Genomic DNA, 19,057 nt, shown 5'->3' on the forward strand with positions numbered 1-19,057 from the left:
TAAAACATGAGCCAGCAAGTCATTATTTTCGATACCACTTTACGCGACGGTGAACAGGCGTTACAGGCAAGCCTGAGTGTGAAAGAGAAGCTGCAGATTGCGCTGGCCCTTGAGCGTATGGGTGTTGACGTGATGGAAGTCGGCTTTCCGGTCTCCTCTCCCGGCGACTTCGAATCCGTACAAACTATCGCTCGTCGGGTCAAGAACAGCCGGGTTTGCGCATTAGCCCGCTGTGTGGAAAAAGATATCGACGTCGCGGCTGAGTCGCTGAAGGTTGCTGAAGCCTTCCGTATTCATACCTTTATCGCCACCTCACCGATGCATATCGCTACTAAACTGCGCAGCACGCTGGACGAGGTGATTGAGCGCGCGGTCTATATGGTGAAACGCGCACGTAATTACACCGACGATGTAGAATTCTCTTGTGAAGATGCTGGCCGTACGCCGATCGCCGATCTGGCCCGCGTTGTGGAAGCCGCCATTAATGCTGGCGCTAAAACCATCAACATTCCGGACACCGTCGGCTACACCATGCCCTTCGAGTTTGCGGGCATTATCTCCGGTCTGTATGAGCGCGTACCAAACATCGATAAAGCGATCATTTCCGTCCATACCCATGACGACTTAGGTCTGGGCGTCGGCAACGCGCTGGCTGCGGTTCACGCTGGCGCCCGTCAGGTTGAAGGCGCGATGAACGGCATTGGCGAGCGTGCCGGTAACTGTTCGCTGGAAGAGGTAATCATGGCGATTAAAGTTCGCCAGGACATCCTGAACGTCAACACTCGCATTAACCATCAGGAGATCTGGCGTACCAGTCAGTTGGTCAGCCAGATCTGCAACATGCCGATCCCGGCGAACAAAGCGATTGTCGGCAGCGGTGCGTTTGCCCACTCCTCAGGGATCCACCAGGACGGCGTGCTGAAGAACCGTGAAAACTACGAAATCATGACGCCGGAATCCATCGGTCTGAATCAGGTGCAGTTGAATCTGACCTCCCGTTCCGGGCGCGCAGCGGTAAAACACCGTATGGATGAGATGGGTTATAAAGAGAGTGAATACAGCCTGGACAATCTGTACGACGCCTTCCTGAAGCTGGCCGACAAGAAAGGTCAGGTGTTTGATTACGATCTGGAAGCGCTGGCGTTTATTGGTAAGCAACAGGAAGAGCCTGAGCACTTCCGCCTGGATTATTTCAGCGTCCAGTCGGGCTCTAACGATATCGCCACTGCCTCCGTCAAGCTGGCCTGCGGCAGTGACGTAAAAGCCGAAGCGGCTAACGGTAACGGCCCGGTCGATGCCATTTACCAGGCGATCAACCGCATTACCGATTACGACATTGAACTGGTGAAATATAGCCTGTCCGCCAAAGGACATGGCAAAGACGCACTGGGTCAGGTCGATATCGTCGCCAACTATAACGGACGTCGTTTCCACGGCGTCGGTCTGGCGACAGACATTGTTGAATCTTCCGCGAAAGCGATGGTGCACGTGCTGAACAACATCTGGCGTGCGGCAGAAGTCGAAAAAGAGTTGCAACGTAAAGCTCAGAACAACGAGAACAACAAGGAAACCGTGTGATGTCGAAGAACTACCATATTGCTGTTTTGCCGGGCGACGGTATTGGTCCGGAAGTGATGACGCAAGCCCTGAAAGTCCTGGACGCTATTCGCCATCGTTTTGAGATGCGCATTACCACCAGCCATTATGATGTCGGCGGCGCGGCGATCGACAACCACGGTCAACCGCTGCCGAAGGCGACGGTGGAAGGCTGCGAACAGGCCGATGCCGTTCTGTTTGGCTCCGTCGGCGGCCCGAAATGGGAACATCTGCCGCCGGACAGCCAGCCGGAACGCGGCGCGCTGCTGCCGCTGCGCAAGCACTTCAAACTGTTCAGCAACCTGCGTCCGGCAAAACTGTATCAGGGACTGGAAGCTTTCTGCCCTCTGCGCGCCGACATCGCCGCGAATGGCTTCGACATTTTGTGCGTCCGTGAACTGACCGGCGGGATCTACTTCGGTCAGCCAAAAGGTCGCGAAGGCAGCGGCCAGCATGAAAAAGCGTTCGATACCGAGGTCTATCACCGCTTTGAAATTGAACGTATCGCGCGCATTGCGTTTGAATCTGCGCGTAAACGCCGCCGTAAAGTGACCTCCATCGACAAAGCTAACGTTCTGCAAACGTCTATTTTGTGGCGCGAAATCGTCAATGAAATTGCCAAAGAATATCCGGACGTTGAGCTGGCGCACATGTACATCGACAACGCCACCATGCAGTTGATTAAAGACCCGTCCCAGTTTGACGTGCTGCTGTGCTCCAACCTGTTTGGCGACATTCTGTCTGATGAATGCGCGATGATCACCGGCTCGATGGGGATGTTGCCCTCCGCCAGTCTGAACGAGCAGGGTTTTGGTTTGTATGAACCGGCGGGCGGCTCCGCACCAGATATTGCCGGCAAGAATATTGCTAACCCGATTGCGCAAATTTTGTCGCTGGCGCTGCTGCTGCGCTACAGCCTGGATGCCGATGACGCGGCATCCGCCATTGAACGTGCGGTTAACCGCGCATTAGAAGAAGGTATCCGCACCGGTGATTTAGCCCGTGGCGCGGCTGCCGTCGGTACCGATGAGATGGGCGACATCATTGCTCGTTATGTCGCACAAGGGGTGTAATCATGGCTAAAACGTTATACGAAAAATTGTTTGATGCGCACGTCGTCTATGAAGCGCAAAACGAAACCCCGCTGCTGTATATCGACCGACATCTGGTGCATGAAGTGACCTCTCCGCAGGCGTTCGACGGCCTGCGTGCGCATGGTCGCCCGGTTCGCCAGCCGGGTAAAATCTTTGCCACGATGGATCACAACGTCTCCACGCAGACCAAAGATATCAATGCGTCCGGCGAGATGGCGCGTATCCAGATGCAGGAACTGATTAAGAACTGTAACGAATTTGGCGTTGAGCTGTACGATCTGAACCACCCGTATCAGGGCATCGTTCACGTGATGGGGCCCGAACAAGGCGTCACCCTGCCGGGAATGACCATCGTCTGCGGCGACTCGCATACCGCGACCCACGGCGCCTTTGGCGCGCTGGCGTTCGGTATCGGCACCTCCGAAGTCGAGCACGTGCTGGCTACCCAGACCCTGAAGCAGGGCCGCGCCAAAACCATGAAGATTGAAGTCAAAGGCACCGCAGCGCCGGGAATCACCGCCAAAGACATCGTACTGGCGATTATCGGTAAAACCGGTAGCGCCGGCGGTACCGGTCATGTCGTTGAGTTTTGTGGCGATGCCATCCGAGCCCTGAGCATGGAAGGCCGCATGACCCTGTGCAACATGGCGATTGAAATGGGTGCCAAAGCCGGATTAGTCGCCCCGGATGAAACCACCTTTAACTACGTCAAAGGTCGTCTGCACGCGCCGAAAGGTAAAGATTTTGATAACGCAGTCGCGTACTGGAAAACGTTGCAAACCGACGCCGACGCACGCTTTGATACGGTTGTCACCTTACAGGCTGAAGAGATTGCTCCTCAGGTGACCTGGGGAACCAACCCGGGCCAGGTGATCTCCGTGACGGACAACATTCCCGATCCGGCGTCGTTTACCGATCCGGTTGAGCGCGCCAGTGCTGAAAAAGCGCTGGCCTATATGGGCCTGAAACCGGGTGTACCGTTAACGGAAGTGGCGATCGATAAAGTGTTCATCGGCTCGTGCACTAACTCGCGTATTGAAGATTTGCGCGCCGCCGCAGAGGTCGCCAAAGGTCGTAAAGTCGCGCCGGGCGTCCAGGCGCTGGTGGTTCCAGGATCCGGTCCGGTCAAAGCGCAGGCAGAAGCGGAAGGGTTAGATAAGATCTTTATCGAAGCCGGATTCGAATGGCGTCTGCCGGGGTGCTCCATGTGTCTGGCGATGAATAACGATCGCCTGAATCCGGGCGAACGCTGCGCGTCAACCAGCAACCGTAACTTTGAAGGGCGTCAGGGCCGCGGTGGGCGTACCCATCTGGTCAGCCCGGCGATGGCCGCGGCTGCCGCCGTTACCGGTCATTTTGCCGACATTCGCAGCATCAAATAAGGAGACTCCCATGGCAGAGAAATTTACCCAACATAACGGCCTGGTTGTCCCGCTGGATGCCGCCAACGTCGATACTGACGCCATCATTCCTAAGCAGTTTTTGCAGAAGGTTACCCGCACCGGTTTTGGCGCACACCTGTTCAATGACTGGCGTTTTCTGGATGAAAAAGGTCAGCAGCCGAATCCGGAGTTCGTCCTGAACTTCCCTGAATACCAGGGCGCCTCGATTCTGCTGGCGCGTGAAAACTTCGGCTGCGGCTCTTCTCGTGAGCACGCGCCGTGGGCGTTGACGGACTACGGCTTCAAAGTGGTGATTGCGCCGAGCTTCGCGGACATCTTCTACGGCAACAGCTTTAACAACCAACTGCTGCCCGTGAAGTTAAGTGATGAAGAAGTCGACGAGTTGTTTACGCTGGTACAGGCGAATCCGGGTATTCACTTCGAAGTGGATCTGGAAGCGCAGGTCGTGAAAGCAGGCGAGAAAACGTATCACTTTAACATCGACGCCTTCCGCCGCCACTGCATGCTGAACGGTCTGGACAGCATCGGGTTGACGCTGCAACACGAAGACGCGATCGCCGCCTACGAAGAGAAACAACCGGCGTTTATGCGCTAAGTCCGCCATGCCGGAAGCACTGTGCTTATCCGGCCTACGGATTTCTGTAGGTCGGAAAGGCGTTAGCCGCCATCCGTCAATCATAATTCAAACGTCTTTCACCCGCCCGGTCATCACCAGCGTAACCAACGAAATCGCCGCAATCACCCAGTATACCGCGAAGTGACCATAGCTCTGAGCAACCGCGCCCTGGATCACCCCCGCCAGAATTACGCCGGTCGAAATACTGTTGGTAAATAGCGTCGTCGCCGATCCGGCCCTGCCCGGCATTAGATCCTGAAACCAGAGCATGCCAATACCGGCAATGATCCCGATAAACGCCGCATTAAACAGTTGCAATATCAGCAGCGCCTGATGGCTGTGGAAGAAAATCAGCCCGAGATAAAACAGCACGCCTGCGGTGACGGCAATAAGCATCATCCGGCGCTTACCGAAGCGTTTTACGTAAAAGCCGGCAAGGATCATGATCGGAATTTCCAGTCCTGCGGCGGTGCCCATCAGGATCCCGGCAAGCTTATCCGGCAGTCCAAGCTCCGCGCTAATCCATAACGGCATATCGATGATATACATGGTGTTGCAGGTCCACATCAGCGTGGAAGCGATAAACAACATGCGTACGTTTTTATCCTGCCAGCCACCAGCCTGGATCACCGGCGCATCCGCCGGTTGTTCAACGCGGGCGACAGACGGCAGCATAAAGGCAATCAGGATGAAACTGAGCACAAAAATCGCGGCGGCAATCGAAAACATCACGGTAAAACCGTAATTCAGCGCCAGCATAAAGGCCATCGGCGGGCCAATCACCCACGCCAGTGAAAGCTGCGCACGCATCACAGAGCTGAACATCACCACTTCTCGCGCCGAGCTGTCGGCATATTCCCGCGCCAGCGCGAACAATTGCGGCATCGCGGTATTTGCCAGCGACGCCAGCAGTACGCCGCAGGTGATCAGCGTCAGGTAGTGGCGATTAAAGGCAAACAGCAGCGCATTACCGATGGCCATCAGGCAACAAAACAGAATCAGCTTGCGCCGGTCTCCCTGGCTGTCCGAGCGTTTTGCCAGAACAAGGCTTACGCCAATCCCGGCGATGGCGTTAACGGTGTAAAACAGCCCCACCCAGAACGGCTGCGCCCCGACCTCGCGACTGAGAAACAGGCTCAGCGTCGGCGCCTGTAGCGCCCCCGCCACGCCCATCATAAATGCGACGAGCATAAACGCCGCGTAAACACCGTTGAGACGTCGTCCCATCGTCATTAACCAGAGCATATCTTTCCTTAGTCAGCGCAGCCGAAACGAAAAAAGCCAGCAGATAATACCTGCTGGCGCGGTGATTAACACCAATACTCAGTCACACATGATGTCTGCTACTCCAGGGTCAGGCTGTCACCTCCCACTGCATCAGTTCTTCCAGCATCTTTAAGCGCTGCGGCGCGCTCAGGCAAGCCAACCAGGACAACCCTTCTGTCGCGGCAAAGTACTTCTGATAAAACTGGCGCATATAGATGACCCCGTCATAGTGCTTCATCGGAATGTATTATTGGCCTAATATAGGGATAATAAAATTGCTGAGTTTTCCGCAGGAGTTCCCCTTTTATGTCTTCTGGCCGTCTGCAACAACAGTTCATCCGCTTGTGGCAATGCTGCGACGGCAAAACACAGGACACCACGCTCAACGAACTGGCGGATCTGCTGAGCTGCTCGCGCCGTCATATGCGCACGCTGCTCAATACCATGCAGGAGCGCGGCTGGCTGACGTGGGAGGCGGAAGTGGGACGCGGAAAACGTTCACGCTTAACCTTCCTGTATACCGGACTGGCGCTCCAGCAACAGCGCGCGGAAGATCTGCTGGAGCAGGATCGCATCGATCAACTGGTGCAACTGGTCGGCGACAAAACGGCCGTGCGGCAGATGCTGGTTTCCCATCTGGGCCGCAGCTTCCGTCAGGGCCGTCACATCCTGCGCGTACTTTACTATCGTCCAATGCAAAATCTGCTGCCCGGCAGCGCACTGCGTCGCTCAGAAACCCACATTGCCCGCCAAATCTTCAGCGCCCTGACCCGCGTAAATGAGGAAAATGGGGAACTGGAAGCCGACATAGCCCACCACTGGCAGCAAATCTCCCCCCTGCACTGGCGCTTTTTCCTGCGTCCGGGGATCCATTTTCACCACGGTCGTGAACTGGAAATGGACGATGTGGTGTCGTCACTGACACGCATTAACGTCTTACCGCTCTATTCGCACATCAGCGAGATCGTTTCACCCACGCCCTGGACGCTGGACATTCATCTTTCGCAACCCGATCGCTGGCTCCCGTGGCTGCTGGGCCAGGTCCCGGCGATGATCCTGCCGCGCGAATGGGAAACCCTGAGCAATTTTTCCAGCCATCCGATTGGCACCGGCCCATACGCGGTGATACGGAATACTCGTAATCAGCTGAAAATTCATGCATTTGATGATTTCTTCGGTTATCGGGCCCTGATTGATGAAGTGAACGTCTGGGTTCTGCCGGATATCGGCGACGAGCCAAACGGCGGCCTGACGCTGAAAGGTCCCACGGAAGATGAGAAGGCTATCGAAAGCCGCCTGGAAGAGGGATGCTATTATCTGTTGTTCGACGCCCGCACCCATCGCGGCGCCAATCAGGAGGTTCGGGAGTGGGTCAGTCGCGTACTGTCACCAAGTAACCTGCTTTACTATGCCGATGAACAGTATCAACGTCACTGGTTCCCGGCCTATGGCTTACTGCCCCGCTGGCATCACGCGCGACCGGGTCACGGCGAGAAACCTGCCGGGCTGGAGACGCTCACGCTGACCTATTATCACGAACACATCGAACACCAGGTGATTGCACAGATCATGAGTCAGCTTCTGGCTGAACATCAGGTGAAGCTAGAGATTCAGGAGATCGACTACGATCAATGGCATGCCGGGGAAATTGAAAGCGACATCTGGCTTAACAGCGCCAACTTCACCCTGCCGCTCGACTTCTCTTTGTTCGCGCATCTGTGTGAAGTCCCGCTGTTACAGCACTGCATTCCGCTGGACTGGGAAGCCGACGCCGCGCGCTGGCGCACCGGCGAAATGAATCTGGCCATGTGGTGTCAGCAATTGCTTGCCAGCAAAGCCATTGTCCCGCTGATCCACCACTGGCTGATTATTCAGGGCCAGCGCAGTATGCGCGGCCTGCGCATGAACACCCTCGGCTGGTTCGACTTTAAATCCGCGTGGTTTGCGCCGCCGGATCCATGATTGCCGCAACGCGGCAAAATCACTACACTAACGCCGTTCTCAACGGGGTGCTAATAAACATACACAAAATCATTCAAGCTGCAGCAAGGCGGCAAGCGAGTGAATCCCAAGGAGCATAGAACACTATGTGACTGGGGTGAGCGGACGCAGCCAACACAGAGGCTGCTTGAATGATGAAGCGTATGGGCTGAGATAATACCCGTCGAACCTGATCCGGATAACGCCGGCGAAGGGATTTGAGGCTACAGCTCAAAATCCTTTGCCACCCATCTTTTGAGGTGCAAAGTGTTGAAAAAATGTCTTCCCCTTTTACTCCTGTGCGCAGCGCCTGCCTTCGCAAAACCGGTTCTCACCGTCTACACCTACGACTCGTTCGCCGCAGACTGGGGCCCTGGCCCGGCGGTGAAAAAAGCCTTTGAAGCCGACTGCAACTGTGAACTGAAGCTGGTGGCGCTGGAAGATGGCGTGTCGTTACTTAATCGCCTGCGAATGGAAGGGAAAAACAGCAAGGCCGACGTGGTGCTGGGACTGGATAACAACCTGCTTGAAGCGGCGACGCAAACCCAATTGTTCACGAAAAGCGGTGTCGCCAGCGAGGCGGTCAATGTCCCAGGCGGCTGGAAGAATGACACCTTCGTCCCGTTTGATTACGGCTACTTCGCTTTCGTGTATGACAAAAACAAACTGAAAAACCCACCGAAAAGCCTGAAGGAGCTGGTCGAGAGCGATCAGAAATGGCGGGTGATTTATCAGGATCCGCGCACCAGTACGCCAGGACTTGGGCTGATGCTGTGGATGCAGAAAGTGTATGGCGATAAAACGCCGCAAGCGTGGCAGAAGCTGGCGGCCAAAACCGTCACTGTCACCAAAGGCTGGAGCGAAGCTTATGGCCTGTTCCTGAAAGGTGAAAGCGATCTGGTGCTGAGCTACACCACCTCTCCGGCGTATCACATCATCGAAGAGAAAAAAGAGAACTACGTGGCGGCCAACTTTAGCGAAGGCCATTACCTGCAGGTGGAGGTCGCCGCGCGTACTGCAGCCAGTAAGCAGCCTGAGCTGGCAGAAAAGTTCCTCAAATTTATGGTGTCACCCGCGTTCCAGAATGCTATCCCGACCGGCAACTGGATGTATCCGGTGGCAAATGTCACCCTGCCTGCCGGATTTGAACAACTGACTCAACCCGCAACGACCCTGGAATTCACGTCAGCGGAAGTGGCAGCACAACGCCAGGCATGGATTAGCGAATGGCAACGCGCCGTCAGCCGTTAATTGCCGGCTGGCTGATCCCAGGCCTTTGTGCCGCCACGTTGATGGTGACGGTGGCGCTGGCCGCATTTCTGGCATTGTGGTTCAACGCGCCGCAGGCGGCGTGGTCCTCGCTGTGGCAGGACAGCTACCTGTGGCACGTGGTGCGTTTTTCCTTCTGGCAGGCCTTCCTGTCGGCGGTGCTTTCTGTTGTTCCAGCCATCTTCCTTGCCCGTGCACTGTACCGACGCCGTTTTCCGGGGCGTCTGGCCCTGCTGCGCCTGTGCGCCATGACGCTGATCCTCCCCGTGCTGGTTGCGGTGTTTGGTATTCTCAGCGTCTATGGACGCCAGGGGTGGCTGGCTTCGCTCTGGCACGTGCTTGGACTGGAGTGGACCTTCTCGCCTTACGGGTTGCAGGGCATCCTGCTGGCTCACATCTTTTTTAATCTGCCGATGGCAAGCCGCCTGCTGTTGCAGTCGCTGGAGAATATCCCTGGCGAGCAGCGTCAGCTTGCCGCCCAACTGGGTATCCGCGGTTGGCAGTTCTTCCGCTTTGTCGAGTGGCCATGGCTGCGTCGCCAAATCCCACCGGTCGCTGCGCTGATTTTTATGCTCTGTTTTGCCAGTTTCGCCACCGTGCTGTCGCTGGGCGGCGGGCCGCAGGCGACCACCATTGAGCTGGCGATTTATCAGGCGCTGAATTTCGACTACGATCCTGCCCGCGCCGCCATGCTGGCGCTGATCCAGATGGTGTGCTGTCTGGCGCTGGTGCTCCTCAGTCAGCGATTGAGTAAAGCTATTGCTCCCGGCACAACACTGGTTCAGGGTTGGCGCGATCCGGACGATCGGCTGCACAGCCGTTTAACCGATGCCCTGCTGATCGTCCTCGCGCTGCTGCTGTTGCTTCCACCGTTGTTGGCGGTGATGGTCGACGGGGTGAATCGCCATCTGCTGGACGTGCTCGCGCAGCCCATTTTGTGGCAGGCGGTGTGGACTTCGCTGCGTATTGCGCTGGCAGCGGGTCTGCTGTGCGTGATCCTGACGATGATGCTGCTGTGGAGCAGCCGCGAACTGCGCGCCCGTCAGCAGTTGTTGGCAGGACAAGCGCTGGAGCTAAGCGGGATGCTTATTCTGGCGATGCCAGGCATTGTGCTGGCCACCGGCTTCTTCCTGTTGCTCAATAACAGCATCGGCCTGCCGGAGTCCGCTGACGGCATCGTGATTTTCACCAATGCGCTGATGGCCATTCCCTACGCGTTGAAAGTGCTGGAAAACCCGATGCGCGATATTACCGCCCGCTACACCATGCTGTGTCAGTCGCTGGGGATTGAAGGCTGGCAGCGGCTAAAAGTGGTAGAACTGCGGGCATTGAAGCGTCCGCTGGCGCAGGCGCTGGCCTTTGCCTGTGTGCTGTCTATCGGCGATTTTGGCGTGGTGGCGCTGTTCGGCAACGATGATTTCCGCACCCTGCCGTTTTATCTGTATCAGCAAATTGGCTCTTACCGCAGTCAGGACGGTGCCGTCACTGCGCTCTTATTGCTGATCCTGTGCTTTATTTTATTTACCGTTATTGAGACGTTACCGGGGCGAAATGTTAAGACTGACTGATATCACCTGGCTCTACCACCATTTGCCCATGCGCTTTACGCTGTCTGTGGCGCGCGGTGAACAGGTGGCGATTCTGGGGCCAAGCGGCGCAGGGAAAAGTACGTTACTGAGTCTGATTGCCGGTTTTCTCACGCCTGCCCGCGGCACCCTGTTGATCGAAGGGGAAGACCACACCACCACGCCGCCATCACGTCGCCCGGTTTCGATGTTGTTTCAGGAGAACAATCTGTTCAGCCATCTAAACGTTGAGCAAAACATCGGTCTGGGGTTGGATCCAGGACTGAAATTAAGCGCCGAACAGAAAGAGAAGCGCCTGCATATCGCACAACAAATGGGGATCGAGACGCTGATGGCCCGCCTGCCCGGAGAGCTTTCCGGCGGTCAACGCCAGCGTGTGGCACTGGCGCGCTGTCTGGTGCGCGAACAGCCGATCCTGCTGCTTGACGAGCCCTTTTCAGCCCTCGATCCCGCGCTACGTCAGGAGATGCTGACCCTGGTAAGCGATATCTGCCATGCCCGGCAACTGACGCTACTGATGGTGTCGCACAGTGTCGAAGATGCGGCGCGCATTGCCCCGCGCTCTGTCGTCGTGGCCGACGGTCGCATCGCGTGGCAGGGCGAAACGGATGAGTTGCTGAGCGGTAAAGCCAGCGCCTCAGCGCTGTTGGGGATTAAAAAATAATGGATTACCGGATGGCGCTTACGCTTATCCGGCAGGAATATCAGTAGCCCACCACTTTTTGCAGAATATCGAGATACATCGGCATCAGCGGGTGGCGAAGCAACGTCACCAGCGCAACAATCCCCATCCCCAGCACCACCGGCGCCAGCCAGAGCAGGCGTCTTTTTGGCAGGTAATGCGTTAAGCGGTCCGTCGCGGCTTTTCCACTACGCCACAGGCGCCAGCACAGCCAGCCACCGAACCACAGCAGGATGGCTGTCGCCAGCAGCAGCCATTTAAACTCGCCACTTTGCATACCCGCCGGAATATCAATTGCCGCACCAGCCAGAATCCCCGGCAGAAAATAAAATGGCGGCCAAAGCAGGCAGCCAATAATGTTGGGCGTGATGAATTTCGCCACCGGCAGATCGAGCATTCCGGCGACCATCGGCACCAGCGGGCGCGTTGGACCAACAAAGCGTCCCACCAGAATCGTGAACATACTGTGCTGATGCAGTGCGTGCTCGGTTTTATCGAGCAGCGCTTTGTTCTTTTTCATGAACGACCAGCGGTGCAGCGGTTTTTTGAAGCGCCAGCCCAGCCAGAACGAGATCCAGTCGCCAAGCAGACAGCCGATAATTCCCGCCAGCCATGCATGCCAGAAGTTGAGTTCCCCGCTGCCTATCAGGGCGCCCAGCCCGGCCATCAATACCGTTCCCGGTAAAATCAACCCCACCAGCGCCAGCGATTCCAGGAAGGCCACCAGCGCCACAGCAATCAAAGCGTACATGGCGGACTGGAGAATAAAGTGTTCCAGCAATGCTTGCATAATGCGTCCGTCAGTTTTACGAAACAGGGATTCTGCAAACCCATCCCTGCGACGTCAAGCGACCAATCATCTGAATAGTTACAGGTTATGACATCTTCACGGGCACATCATTCACTTTTTCTTCACAACCGCACGACGGCATGCTGTAAGGCCAGGCATTTGAGTCATCTCACGGTTTCGTAGTATTCCAGTTCAAGGGCATCCCTTTTTTGGTGTACACAATACCGTTGGTAGTTATCAGCGTAATCACGCTGATCGTGATACACCCACAAACAATTATATTTCACAGAAGGACTTAATTGCTGCAAAAAATCTAATAAACATGTTTTTTTAGCAATAATATCATTAATATTGCTCCACTTTATGACAACATAGGTATGTTGATCATCCAGGTCATAATAATGTTCATATTCAACTTCTTTTGATAGTTGTGGTACCTTTTTCAGAATATCAGGGGTATATAACCAGTAAGAAATAATGTCATCACGTCTGTAATGATGATCCCCTGACATCAGAGCAAAACAACCAAAGAAGACGATAAAAGGGAACAGAAGCAATGACAATAATAGTAAAATCCATTTTTTCATGTTCACCATTGCCTCTGTGGTGAGTGAGAGTGAAGAAGAAAAAAAAGTGGACGTTCAAAGGGAGAGTCAGCATAATTTGTCGTATCAGATACTGACACTGAACCATAAAGCTCATGGTTTATCCTGTCTTTGTTCTTAAAAAAACCATTGACAGGACTATTATGAAACTGATTATATAATACACCGGGAAATGAACCATCCAGAGGTTTTATATAACTTAACCATTCTGGAAGAAGTTTTTTGATAGGTTCACCATATTTAAATGGTGATATCGTCGAAAATAGTTTGGGCGAAAACTCTTTATTCTTAAAAGTACCTATCGGATCATGAGCATCCCATATTTGTATGGCTGTTTCATAGGATACGGGGTTCGCCAGCCAAAGTGGATCTGGGCCAGTGCCAAAAACACGATAAAAACCAACTAAATCAGAAAGTAAGTCCTCAACGCTAAAACCACTATCGGTATACCAGTTGAAGAGAATTGAGTCTTGCCATGCTTCAAATCTTTTTGCAGTTCCATACATAATGGTTAAGGCAACCTTTGCCTTAAGGGCAGGAGAAAGGCATGAGCGAACCATAACCTGCGTATGTACACCAGTATGAAAATTTAGGTCAACACCAAATAATCTTCTCCTTACTTCCATTTCCTGGTAATAATTTACTGGGAAGTACCAGTCATTGAATTTTTCATAGTATTTAGCAAAATGTTCTTGTTCCAGTTTTCTCTTTAACACTCTGGCATCATTCCCTTGCGCATGACCTAAATCAATCCATCCCAATTCCTCAGTATAAACAAGCCCATAATTTTTTGTTGTGGCAAACATACCATCAGTAATATCCATACGCTTACTCATCTGATACCTCCTTATATGAAAATTTTTATAGCAGATGAAATTTTACAGAACAAATACAATGTTCTTATTTTTTATAGCGAACGATACACGAAATATATTATTCACAACCGGCACGGAACTCGCTCGGACTGGCACCAGTACATTTTTTAAAGACGCGGGAGAAATAGAGCTGGTCGTCGAACCCGACATTGCGTCCAACGGTAGCAATCGGCATGCGTGTTGTACTGAGCAGCAGCTTCGCCTGGCTGATCCGCTGATCCTCACGCCAGCTCAACACGCTGATACCCAACTGTTGACGGAACAGGTGCGACAGGCGCGATGGCGACAGGCAGACATGCTGAGCAACGCTGGCAATATCGAAGTGGCTGTCCGCCAGATGATCGCTGATGTACTGACAGGCATCGCGCACGCGGTTATCCATCGGCGGATGCAGCGAAGCGTTGATCGCCTCCATGCGCCTCAGCAGTAACTGCTCCAGCAGGTTGATCGCCAGCAGTTCAGAGTAGCGCCCTTCCCCCTGTCCGGCGTGAATAATCTGGCCGAATAGCTCATTAAAGTGCGGCTGATGCGCTTCGTCCGGACGGAAAAAACCGGTCTGCGCAAAAATAGACGGCCAGGTGAGCCACTCCTGCCAGTAGGCGCGGGGACGAAAGTAAACCCACTGGTGATACCATTCGCTGGCATCCGGATGGCGTCCGTAGTGATGAATTTCACCCGGCGGGAACAACAAAATGTCACCGGGTCGGCAGACAAACTCCCGCCCCTGATTTTTGATTACCCCTTCCCCCCGAATCGTGAGGTTAAGGATATAGCCTTTCATCCCCAACGGCCTGTCGATAAAAAAATCCAGATATCCGTTGGCGTCTATCGGCGTTAAACCGGCGACCAGATGCGCGTTAAACGAGTACCCTGGCAGGAGAGGGTCATTTTGCGGTTCAGCCATAATTTCACGACTCCCGAGGTTCAGTGAGGAAACAAATTGTCCATATTACGCAGGACAGTATGGTTTGCGTCCTGCCTTGTTGCTGCACCATCACGGGCGGCCCCATCAACCCCGCTTGTGAAAAGCATTATGTCACGACTCAGTACGATGACTGCCACAAAAACGGGTAACAAAAGTGTCTATAACCAGAGCAGAAATGTCCACATTGATTATTTGCACGGCGTCACACTTTGCGATGCCATAGCATTTTAATCCATAAGATTAGCGGATCCTACCTGACGGTTTTTATCCCCACTCACTACTGTTTCTCCATACCCGTATTTCTGGATGGAGCAAGAGGATGGCAATTGCAATTGGCCTCGATTTTGGCAGTGATTCTGCGCGCGCGCTGGCTGTGGAATGCGCCACCGGCGAAGAAATCGCCACCAGCGTTGAGTGGTACCCGCGCTGGCAGGAAGGACGTTTTTGTGACGCCCCGAACAACCGGTTCCGCCATCACCCCCGCGACTACATGGAGTCGATGGAAGCCGCACTGAAAAGCGTATTGGCGGAACTCAGCGCGGCGCAACGTGCCGAGGTCGTTGGGATTGGCGTCGACAGTACGGGCTCAACGCCAGCGCCGATTGACGCCGATGGCAACGTGCTGGCACTCCGGGAAGAGTTCGCGGAAAACCCAAACGCGATGTTCGTCCTGTGGAAAGACCACACGTCAGTGGAAGAAGCCGAAGCCATTACCCGTCTGTGCCATACGCCGGGCAACGTCGATTACTCCCGTTACATCGGCGGCATTTACTCCAGCGAATGGTTCTGGGCCAAGATCCTTCATGTCACCCGCGAAGACCGCGCAGTTGCCCAGGCTGCCGTCTCGTGGGTTGAGCTGTGCGACTGGGTGCCAGCCCTCCTTTCTGGTACTACGCGCCCGCAGGATATCCGCCGGGGTCGTTGCAGCGCCGGGCACAAATCATTATGGCATGAAAGCTGGGGCGGTCTGCCGCCTGCCAGTTTCTTCGACGAGCTCGATCCGCTGATTAACCAGCATTTGCAATACCCCCTGTTCACCAACACGTTCACTGCCGATCTGCCAGTTGGTACGCTGTGCGCCGAGTGGGCGCAGCGCCTTGGTCTGCCGGAGAACGTCGTCATCTCTGGCGGCGCGTTCGACTGCCACATGGGTGCCGTCGGCGCGGGCGCACAGCCCAATGCGCTGGTGAAAGTCATTGGAACCTCCACCTGCGACATCCTGATTGCGGACAAACAGAGCGTCGGCGAGCGCGCCGTGAAAGGCATTTGTGGGCAAGTCGATGGCAGTGTGGTCCCCGGTTTTATCGGTCTGGAGGCCGGACAGTCTGCCTTTGGCGATATCTACGCGTGGTTTGGTCGCATTCTCGGCTGGCCGCTGGAGCAACTCGCCGCGCAGCATCCGGAACTGAAAGCGCAGATCAGCGCCAGCCAAAAACAACTGCTGCCCGCGCTGACCGACGCCTGGGCGAAAAACCCATCGCTGGATCACCTGCCGGTGGTACTTGACTGGTTTAACGGCCGCCGCACGCCGAACGCAAACCAGCGTCTGAAAGGGGTAGTGACCGATCTGAATCTGGCCACGGATGCCCCGGCGCTGTTCGGCGGTCTGATAGCCGCAACCGCCTTTGGCGCAAGAGCCATTATGGAATGCTTTACCGAACAAGGTATTGCGGTTAACAACGTCATGGCGCTGGGCGGCATCGCCAGGAAAAACAAGGTCATTATGCAGGCCTGCTGCGATGTCCTGAACCGTCCGCTACAAATCGTCGCCTCCGATCAGTGCTGTGCGCTGGGCGCAGCCATCTTCGCCGCCGTGGCTGCCGGGGTGCATGCCGATATTCCTGCGGCGCAGCAGAAAATGGCCAGCGCGGTGGAAAACACGCTGCAACCTCGCCCCGACCAGGCACAACGTTTCGAACAGCTTTATCGCCGCTACCAGCAGTGGGCGGTAAGCGCTGAGCAACATTATCTTCCGACTGCCACCCCGGTTAATACTGCGCCGGCTGACCAGGCAACCCTGACTCACTAAGGACACGACAATGACTATTTTTGATAACTATGAAGTGTGGTTTGTAATTGGCAGCCAGCATTTGTACGGCCCTGAGACGCTGCGTCAGGTTACTCAGCACGCGGAGCACGTCGTCAAGGCGCTGAATACCGAAGCGAAACTACCCTGCAAGCTGGTGTTAAAACCACTGGGGACCACACCGGATGAAATCACCGCCATTTGCCGTGACGCGAACTATGACGATCGTTGTGCGGGTCTGGTGGTCTGGCTGCATACCTTCTCTCCAGCCAAAATGTGGATCAACGGCCTGACCATCCTCAATAAACCGCTGCTGCAATTCCACACCCAGTTCAATGCAGCCCTTCCGTGGGACAGCATCGACATGGACTTTATGAACCTCAACCAGACTGCGCACGGCGGTCGTGAGTTCGGCTTTATCGGCGCACGCATGCGCCAGCAACATGCGGTAGTCACCGGTCACTGGCAGGATCAACAGGCTCATGCCCGTATCGGTTCCTGGATGCGTCATGCGGTGTCGAAACAGGATACCCGTCATCTGAAAGTGTGCCGCTTTGGCGACAACATGCGTGAAGTGGCGGTTACCGATGGCGATAAAGTCGCCGCGCAGATCAAGTTCGGCTTCTCGGTCAACACCTGGGCAGTGGGCGATCTGGTGCAGGTGGTGAATTCCATCAGCGACGGCGACATCAATGCCCTGATTGACGAATACGAAAATAGCTACACCCTGACCGCCGCCACTCAGGTTCACGGTGAAAAACGCCAGAACGTGCTGGAAGCGGCGCGTATTGAACTGGGTATGAAGCGCTTTCTGGAGCAGGGCGGCTTCCACGCCTTCACGACCACCTTTGAAGATTTGCACGGTCTGAAACAGCTTCCGGGTCTGGCCGTACAACGCCTGATGCAGCAGGGCTATGGCTTTGCTGGCGAAGGCGACTGGAAAACTGCCGCTCTGCTTCGCATCATGAAAGTGATGTCAACCGGTCTGCAGGGCGGCACCTCCTTTATGGAGGATTACACCTATCACTTCGAGAAAGGCAACGATCTGGTGCTCGGCTCCCACATGCTGGAAGTGTGTCCGTCGATCGCGGTGGACGAAAAACCGATCCTTGATGTTCAGCATCTCGGCATTGGCGGTAAAGACGATCCTGCCCGTCTGATCTTCAATACGCAGACCGGTCCGGCGATCGTGGCCAGCCTGATCGACCTAGGCGATCGCTATCGTCTGCTGGTCAACTGCATCGACACCGTGAAAACCCCGCATGCGCTGCCGAAATTGCCGGTCGCCAACGCGCTGTGGAAAGCTCAACCGGACCTGCCGACCGCGTCTGAAGCGTGGATCCTGGCCGGCGGCGCGCACCATACCGTCTTCAGCCATGCGCTGGATCTCAACGACATGCGTCAGTTCGCCGAAATGCACGATATCGAAATCACCGTGATTGATAACGATACCCGCCTGCCCGCCTTCAAGGACGCGCTGCGCTGGAACGACATGTATTACGGCTTTAAACGTTAAGCAAATGGTTGCCTGATGGCGCTTTGCTGAATCAGGCCTACATCTCTGTGTAGGCCTGATAACGCGTTTACACCGTCATCAGGCAGGGAGAAAAACATGCTAGAAGATCTCAAACGCCAGGTACTGGCAGCGAATCTGGCGCTGCCAAAGCACAACCTGGTCACGCTCACCTGGGGGAACGTCAGTGCCGTCGATCGCGACCACGGCGTCTTTGTCATTAAACCTTCCGGCGTGGATTACAGCGTGATGACCGCTGACGATATGGTGGTTGTCAGCATCGCGACGGGTGAAGTGATTGAAGGTCAGAAAAAGCCCTCGTCCGATACGCCGACGCATCGTCTGCTGTACCAGGCTTTTCCCACCATTGGTGGTATTGTGCATACCCATTCGCGCCACGCGACCATCTGGGCGCAGGCCGGACAGTCCATTCCGGCAACGGGCACCACGCATGCCGACTATTTCTACGGCCCCATCCCTTGCACCCGCAAAATGACCAGCCACGAGATCAACGGCGAGTATGAATGGGAAACCGGCAAGGTGATCGTCGAAACCTTTAAGATGCATGGAATAGACGCCGCGCAAATGCCAGGCGTACTGGTGCATTCACACGGTCCCTTTGCGTGGGGGAAAAATGCCGAAGACGCGGTGCATAACGCCATCGTCTTAGAAGAGGTTGCCTACATGGGCATTTTCTGCCGCCAGCTCGCGCCACAGTTACCCGAGATGCAGCAAACGTTGCTGGATAAGCATTACCTGCGCAAGCACGGAGCGAAAGCCTATTACGGGCAGTAGCAGCGCCGATAACTGTATAAAACCCCAGCACAACAC

At 55.0% G+C, this 19,057-nt stretch carries 17 protein-coding genes; 11 read left to right on the forward strand and 6 right to left on the reverse strand.

Going from position 1 to position 19,057, the window contains the following annotated elements:
- The first annotated feature begins 6 nt into the window (after positions 1-6).
- Genes leuA through leuD form a run of 4 tightly spaced genes read left to right on the forward strand, consistent with a single transcriptional unit; the run spans position 7 to position 4,688 of the window.
- The gene (gene leuA / locus OGW13_RS07350; RefSeq protein WP_287115845.1) at positions 7-1,578 is read left to right on the forward strand and encodes a 2-isopropylmalate synthase; all 1,572 of its coding nucleotides are present in this window, start codon (positions 7-9) and stop codon (positions 1,576-1,578) included.
- Positions 1,578-2,669, forward strand: a complete 1,092-nt coding sequence (gene leuB, locus OGW13_RS07355; RefSeq protein WP_042997949.1) for a 3-isopropylmalate dehydrogenase — start codon at positions 1,578-1,580, stop codon at positions 2,667-2,669. Before leuA ends, leuB begins: the two co-directional genes overlap by 1 nt.
- A gap of 2 nt (positions 2,670-2,671) precedes the next feature.
- On the forward strand, positions 2,672-4,072 hold the full coding sequence (leuC, locus tag OGW13_RS07360) for a 3-isopropylmalate dehydratase large subunit (RefSeq protein WP_287115846.1): 1,401 nt from the start codon (positions 2,672-2,674) through the stop codon (positions 4,070-4,072).
- Positions 4,073-4,082: 10 nt separating this feature from the next.
- Positions 4,083-4,688: a 3-isopropylmalate dehydratase small subunit gene (gene leuD / locus OGW13_RS07365; protein WP_044255511.1), complete on the forward strand. Its 606-nt coding sequence runs from the start codon at positions 4,083-4,085 to the stop codon at positions 4,686-4,688.
- An 87-nt stretch (positions 4,689-4,775) separates the two neighbouring features.
- Here leuD and OGW13_RS07370 read toward each other — a convergent pair whose 3' ends face one another.
- Entirely contained in the window at positions 4,776-5,954 is a 1,179-nt protein-coding gene (locus OGW13_RS07370) for a sugar efflux transporter (RefSeq protein ID WP_287115847.1), read from the reverse strand.
- Between the two features lie 109 nt (positions 5,955-6,063).
- A complete protein-coding gene (gene sgrT, locus OGW13_RS07375) occupies positions 6,064-6,186 on the reverse strand; it encodes a glucose uptake inhibitor SgrT (protein WP_042323887.1) in 123 nt (40 codons plus the stop codon).
- A gap of 95 nt (positions 6,187-6,281) precedes the next feature.
- On the opposite strand from sgrT, the gene sgrR reads away from it, so the two are divergent.
- The 4 genes from sgrR to thiQ all read left to right on the forward strand — a co-directional run bounded on the left by sgrR (position 6,282) and on the right by thiQ (position 11,474).
- Positions 6,282-7,937, forward strand: coding sequence for an HTH-type transcriptional regulator SgrR (gene sgrR, locus OGW13_RS07380; RefSeq protein ID WP_044255516.1), 1,656 nt, complete (start codon positions 6,282-6,284; stop codon positions 7,935-7,937).
- A 285-nt stretch (positions 7,938-8,222) separates the two neighbouring features.
- Entirely contained in the window at positions 8,223-9,206 is a 984-nt protein-coding gene (thiB, locus tag OGW13_RS07385) for a thiamine ABC transporter substrate binding subunit (protein WP_044255518.1), read from the forward strand.
- Complete coding sequence (thiP, locus tag OGW13_RS07390) at positions 9,182-10,792, forward strand: thiamine/thiamine pyrophosphate ABC transporter permease ThiP (RefSeq protein ID WP_042997955.1); 1,611 nt, start codon at positions 9,182-9,184, stop codon at positions 10,790-10,792. The genes thiB and thiP overlap by 25 nt, the downstream gene beginning before the upstream one ends.
- Positions 10,776-11,474 (forward strand): thiamine ABC transporter ATP-binding protein ThiQ, encoded by a 699-nt coding sequence (gene thiQ, locus OGW13_RS07395; protein ID WP_044255522.1) that lies wholly within the window; start codon positions 10,776-10,778, stop codon positions 11,472-11,474. Before thiP ends, thiQ begins: the two co-directional genes overlap by 17 nt.
- Before the next feature lie 40 nt (positions 11,475-11,514).
- On the opposite strand, the gene OGW13_RS07400 is transcribed toward thiQ, so the two are convergent.
- The 4 genes from OGW13_RS07400 to araC form a co-directional block, all read right to left on the reverse strand.
- The gene (locus tag OGW13_RS07400) at positions 11,515-12,282 is read right to left on the reverse strand and encodes a DedA family protein (RefSeq protein ID WP_061070530.1); all 768 of its coding nucleotides are present in this window, start codon (positions 12,280-12,282) and stop codon (positions 11,515-11,517) included.
- Positions 12,283-12,446: 164 nt separating this feature from the next.
- Positions 12,447-12,869 carry a hypothetical protein gene (locus OGW13_RS07405; protein WP_046401625.1) on the reverse strand — a complete coding sequence of 141 codons (423 nt, stop codon included), beginning with the start codon at positions 12,867-12,869 and terminating at the stop codon, positions 12,447-12,449.
- A gap of 2 nt (positions 12,870-12,871) precedes the next feature.
- Entirely contained in the window at positions 12,872-13,723 is an 852-nt protein-coding gene (locus OGW13_RS07410) for a hypothetical protein (RefSeq protein WP_142764864.1), read from the reverse strand.
- A 97-nt stretch (positions 13,724-13,820) separates the two neighbouring features.
- On the reverse strand, positions 13,821-14,666 hold the full coding sequence (gene araC / locus OGW13_RS07415; protein WP_044255526.1) for an arabinose operon transcriptional regulator AraC: 846 nt from the start codon (positions 14,664-14,666) through the stop codon (positions 13,821-13,823).
- Between the two features lie 340 nt (positions 14,667-15,006).
- Between araC and araB the strand changes: the two genes are divergently transcribed.
- From araB to araD, 3 genes are all read left to right on the forward strand, one after another.
- On the forward strand, positions 15,007-16,716 hold the full coding sequence (gene araB, locus OGW13_RS07420; RefSeq protein ID WP_287115848.1) for a ribulokinase: 1,710 nt from the start codon (positions 15,007-15,009) through the stop codon (positions 16,714-16,716).
- Positions 16,717-16,726: 10 nt separating this feature from the next.
- Positions 16,727-18,229 (forward strand): L-arabinose isomerase, encoded by a 1,503-nt coding sequence (araA, locus tag OGW13_RS07425; protein WP_042997960.1) that lies wholly within the window; start codon positions 16,727-16,729, stop codon positions 18,227-18,229.
- Between the two features lie 96 nt (positions 18,230-18,325).
- Positions 18,326-19,021 (forward strand): L-ribulose-5-phosphate 4-epimerase, encoded by a 696-nt coding sequence (araD, locus tag OGW13_RS07430; RefSeq protein WP_044255532.1) that lies wholly within the window; start codon positions 18,326-18,328, stop codon positions 19,019-19,021.
- Positions 19,022-19,057 lie beyond the last annotated feature (36 nt).

It is taken from the genome of Citrobacter sp. Ca225, from assembly GCF_030337175.1.
Lineage (GTDB): Bacteria > Pseudomonadota > Gammaproteobacteria > Enterobacterales > Enterobacteriaceae > Citrobacter_A > Citrobacter_A amalonaticus.

Excerpts from the sequence above, each read along its gene's own strand:
- leuA (WP_287115845.1), top strand. The coding sequence starts at position 7 with ATGAGCCAGCAAGTCATTATTTTCGATACCACTTTACGCGACGGTGAA.
- leuB (WP_042997949.1), top strand. The coding sequence starts at position 1,578 with ATGTCGAAGAACTACCATATTGCTGTTTTGCCGGGCGACGGTATTGGT.
- leuC (WP_287115846.1), top strand. The coding sequence starts at position 2,672 with ATGGCTAAAACGTTATACGAAAAATTGTTTGATGCGCACGTCGTCTAT.
- leuD (WP_044255511.1), top strand. The coding sequence starts at position 4,083 with ATGGCAGAGAAATTTACCCAACATAACGGCCTGGTTGTCCCGCTGGAT.
- OGW13_RS07370 (WP_287115847.1), bottom strand. The coding sequence starts at position 5,954 with ATGCTCTGGTTAATGACGATGGGACGACGTCTCAACGGTGTTTACGCG.
- sgrT (WP_042323887.1), bottom strand. The coding sequence starts at position 6,186 with ATGCGCCAGTTTTATCAGAAGTACTTTGCCGCGACAGAAGGGTTGTCC.
- sgrR (WP_044255516.1), top strand. The coding sequence starts at position 6,282 with ATGTCTTCTGGCCGTCTGCAACAACAGTTCATCCGCTTGTGGCAATGC.
- thiP (WP_042997955.1), top strand. The coding sequence starts at position 9,182 with ATGGCAACGCGCCGTCAGCCGTTAATTGCCGGCTGGCTGATCCCAGGC.
- thiQ (WP_044255522.1), top strand. The coding sequence starts at position 10,776 with ATGTTAAGACTGACTGATATCACCTGGCTCTACCACCATTTGCCCATG.
- OGW13_RS07400 (WP_061070530.1), bottom strand. The coding sequence starts at position 12,282 with ATGCAAGCATTGCTGGAACACTTTATTCTCCAGTCCGCCATGTACGCT.
- OGW13_RS07405 (WP_046401625.1), bottom strand. The coding sequence starts at position 12,869 with ATGAAAAAATGGATTTTACTATTATTGTCATTGCTTCTGTTCCCTTTT.
- OGW13_RS07410 (WP_142764864.1), bottom strand. The coding sequence starts at position 13,723 with ATGAGTAAGCGTATGGATATTACTGATGGTATGTTTGCCACAACAAAA.
- araC (WP_044255526.1), bottom strand. The coding sequence starts at position 14,666 with ATGGCTGAACCGCAAAATGACCCTCTCCTGCCAGGGTACTCGTTTAAC.
- araB (WP_287115848.1), top strand. The coding sequence starts at position 15,007 with ATGGCAATTGCAATTGGCCTCGATTTTGGCAGTGATTCTGCGCGCGCG.
- araA (WP_042997960.1), top strand. The coding sequence starts at position 16,727 with ATGACTATTTTTGATAACTATGAAGTGTGGTTTGTAATTGGCAGCCAG.
- araD (WP_044255532.1), top strand. The coding sequence starts at position 18,326 with ATGCTAGAAGATCTCAAACGCCAGGTACTGGCAGCGAATCTGGCGCTG.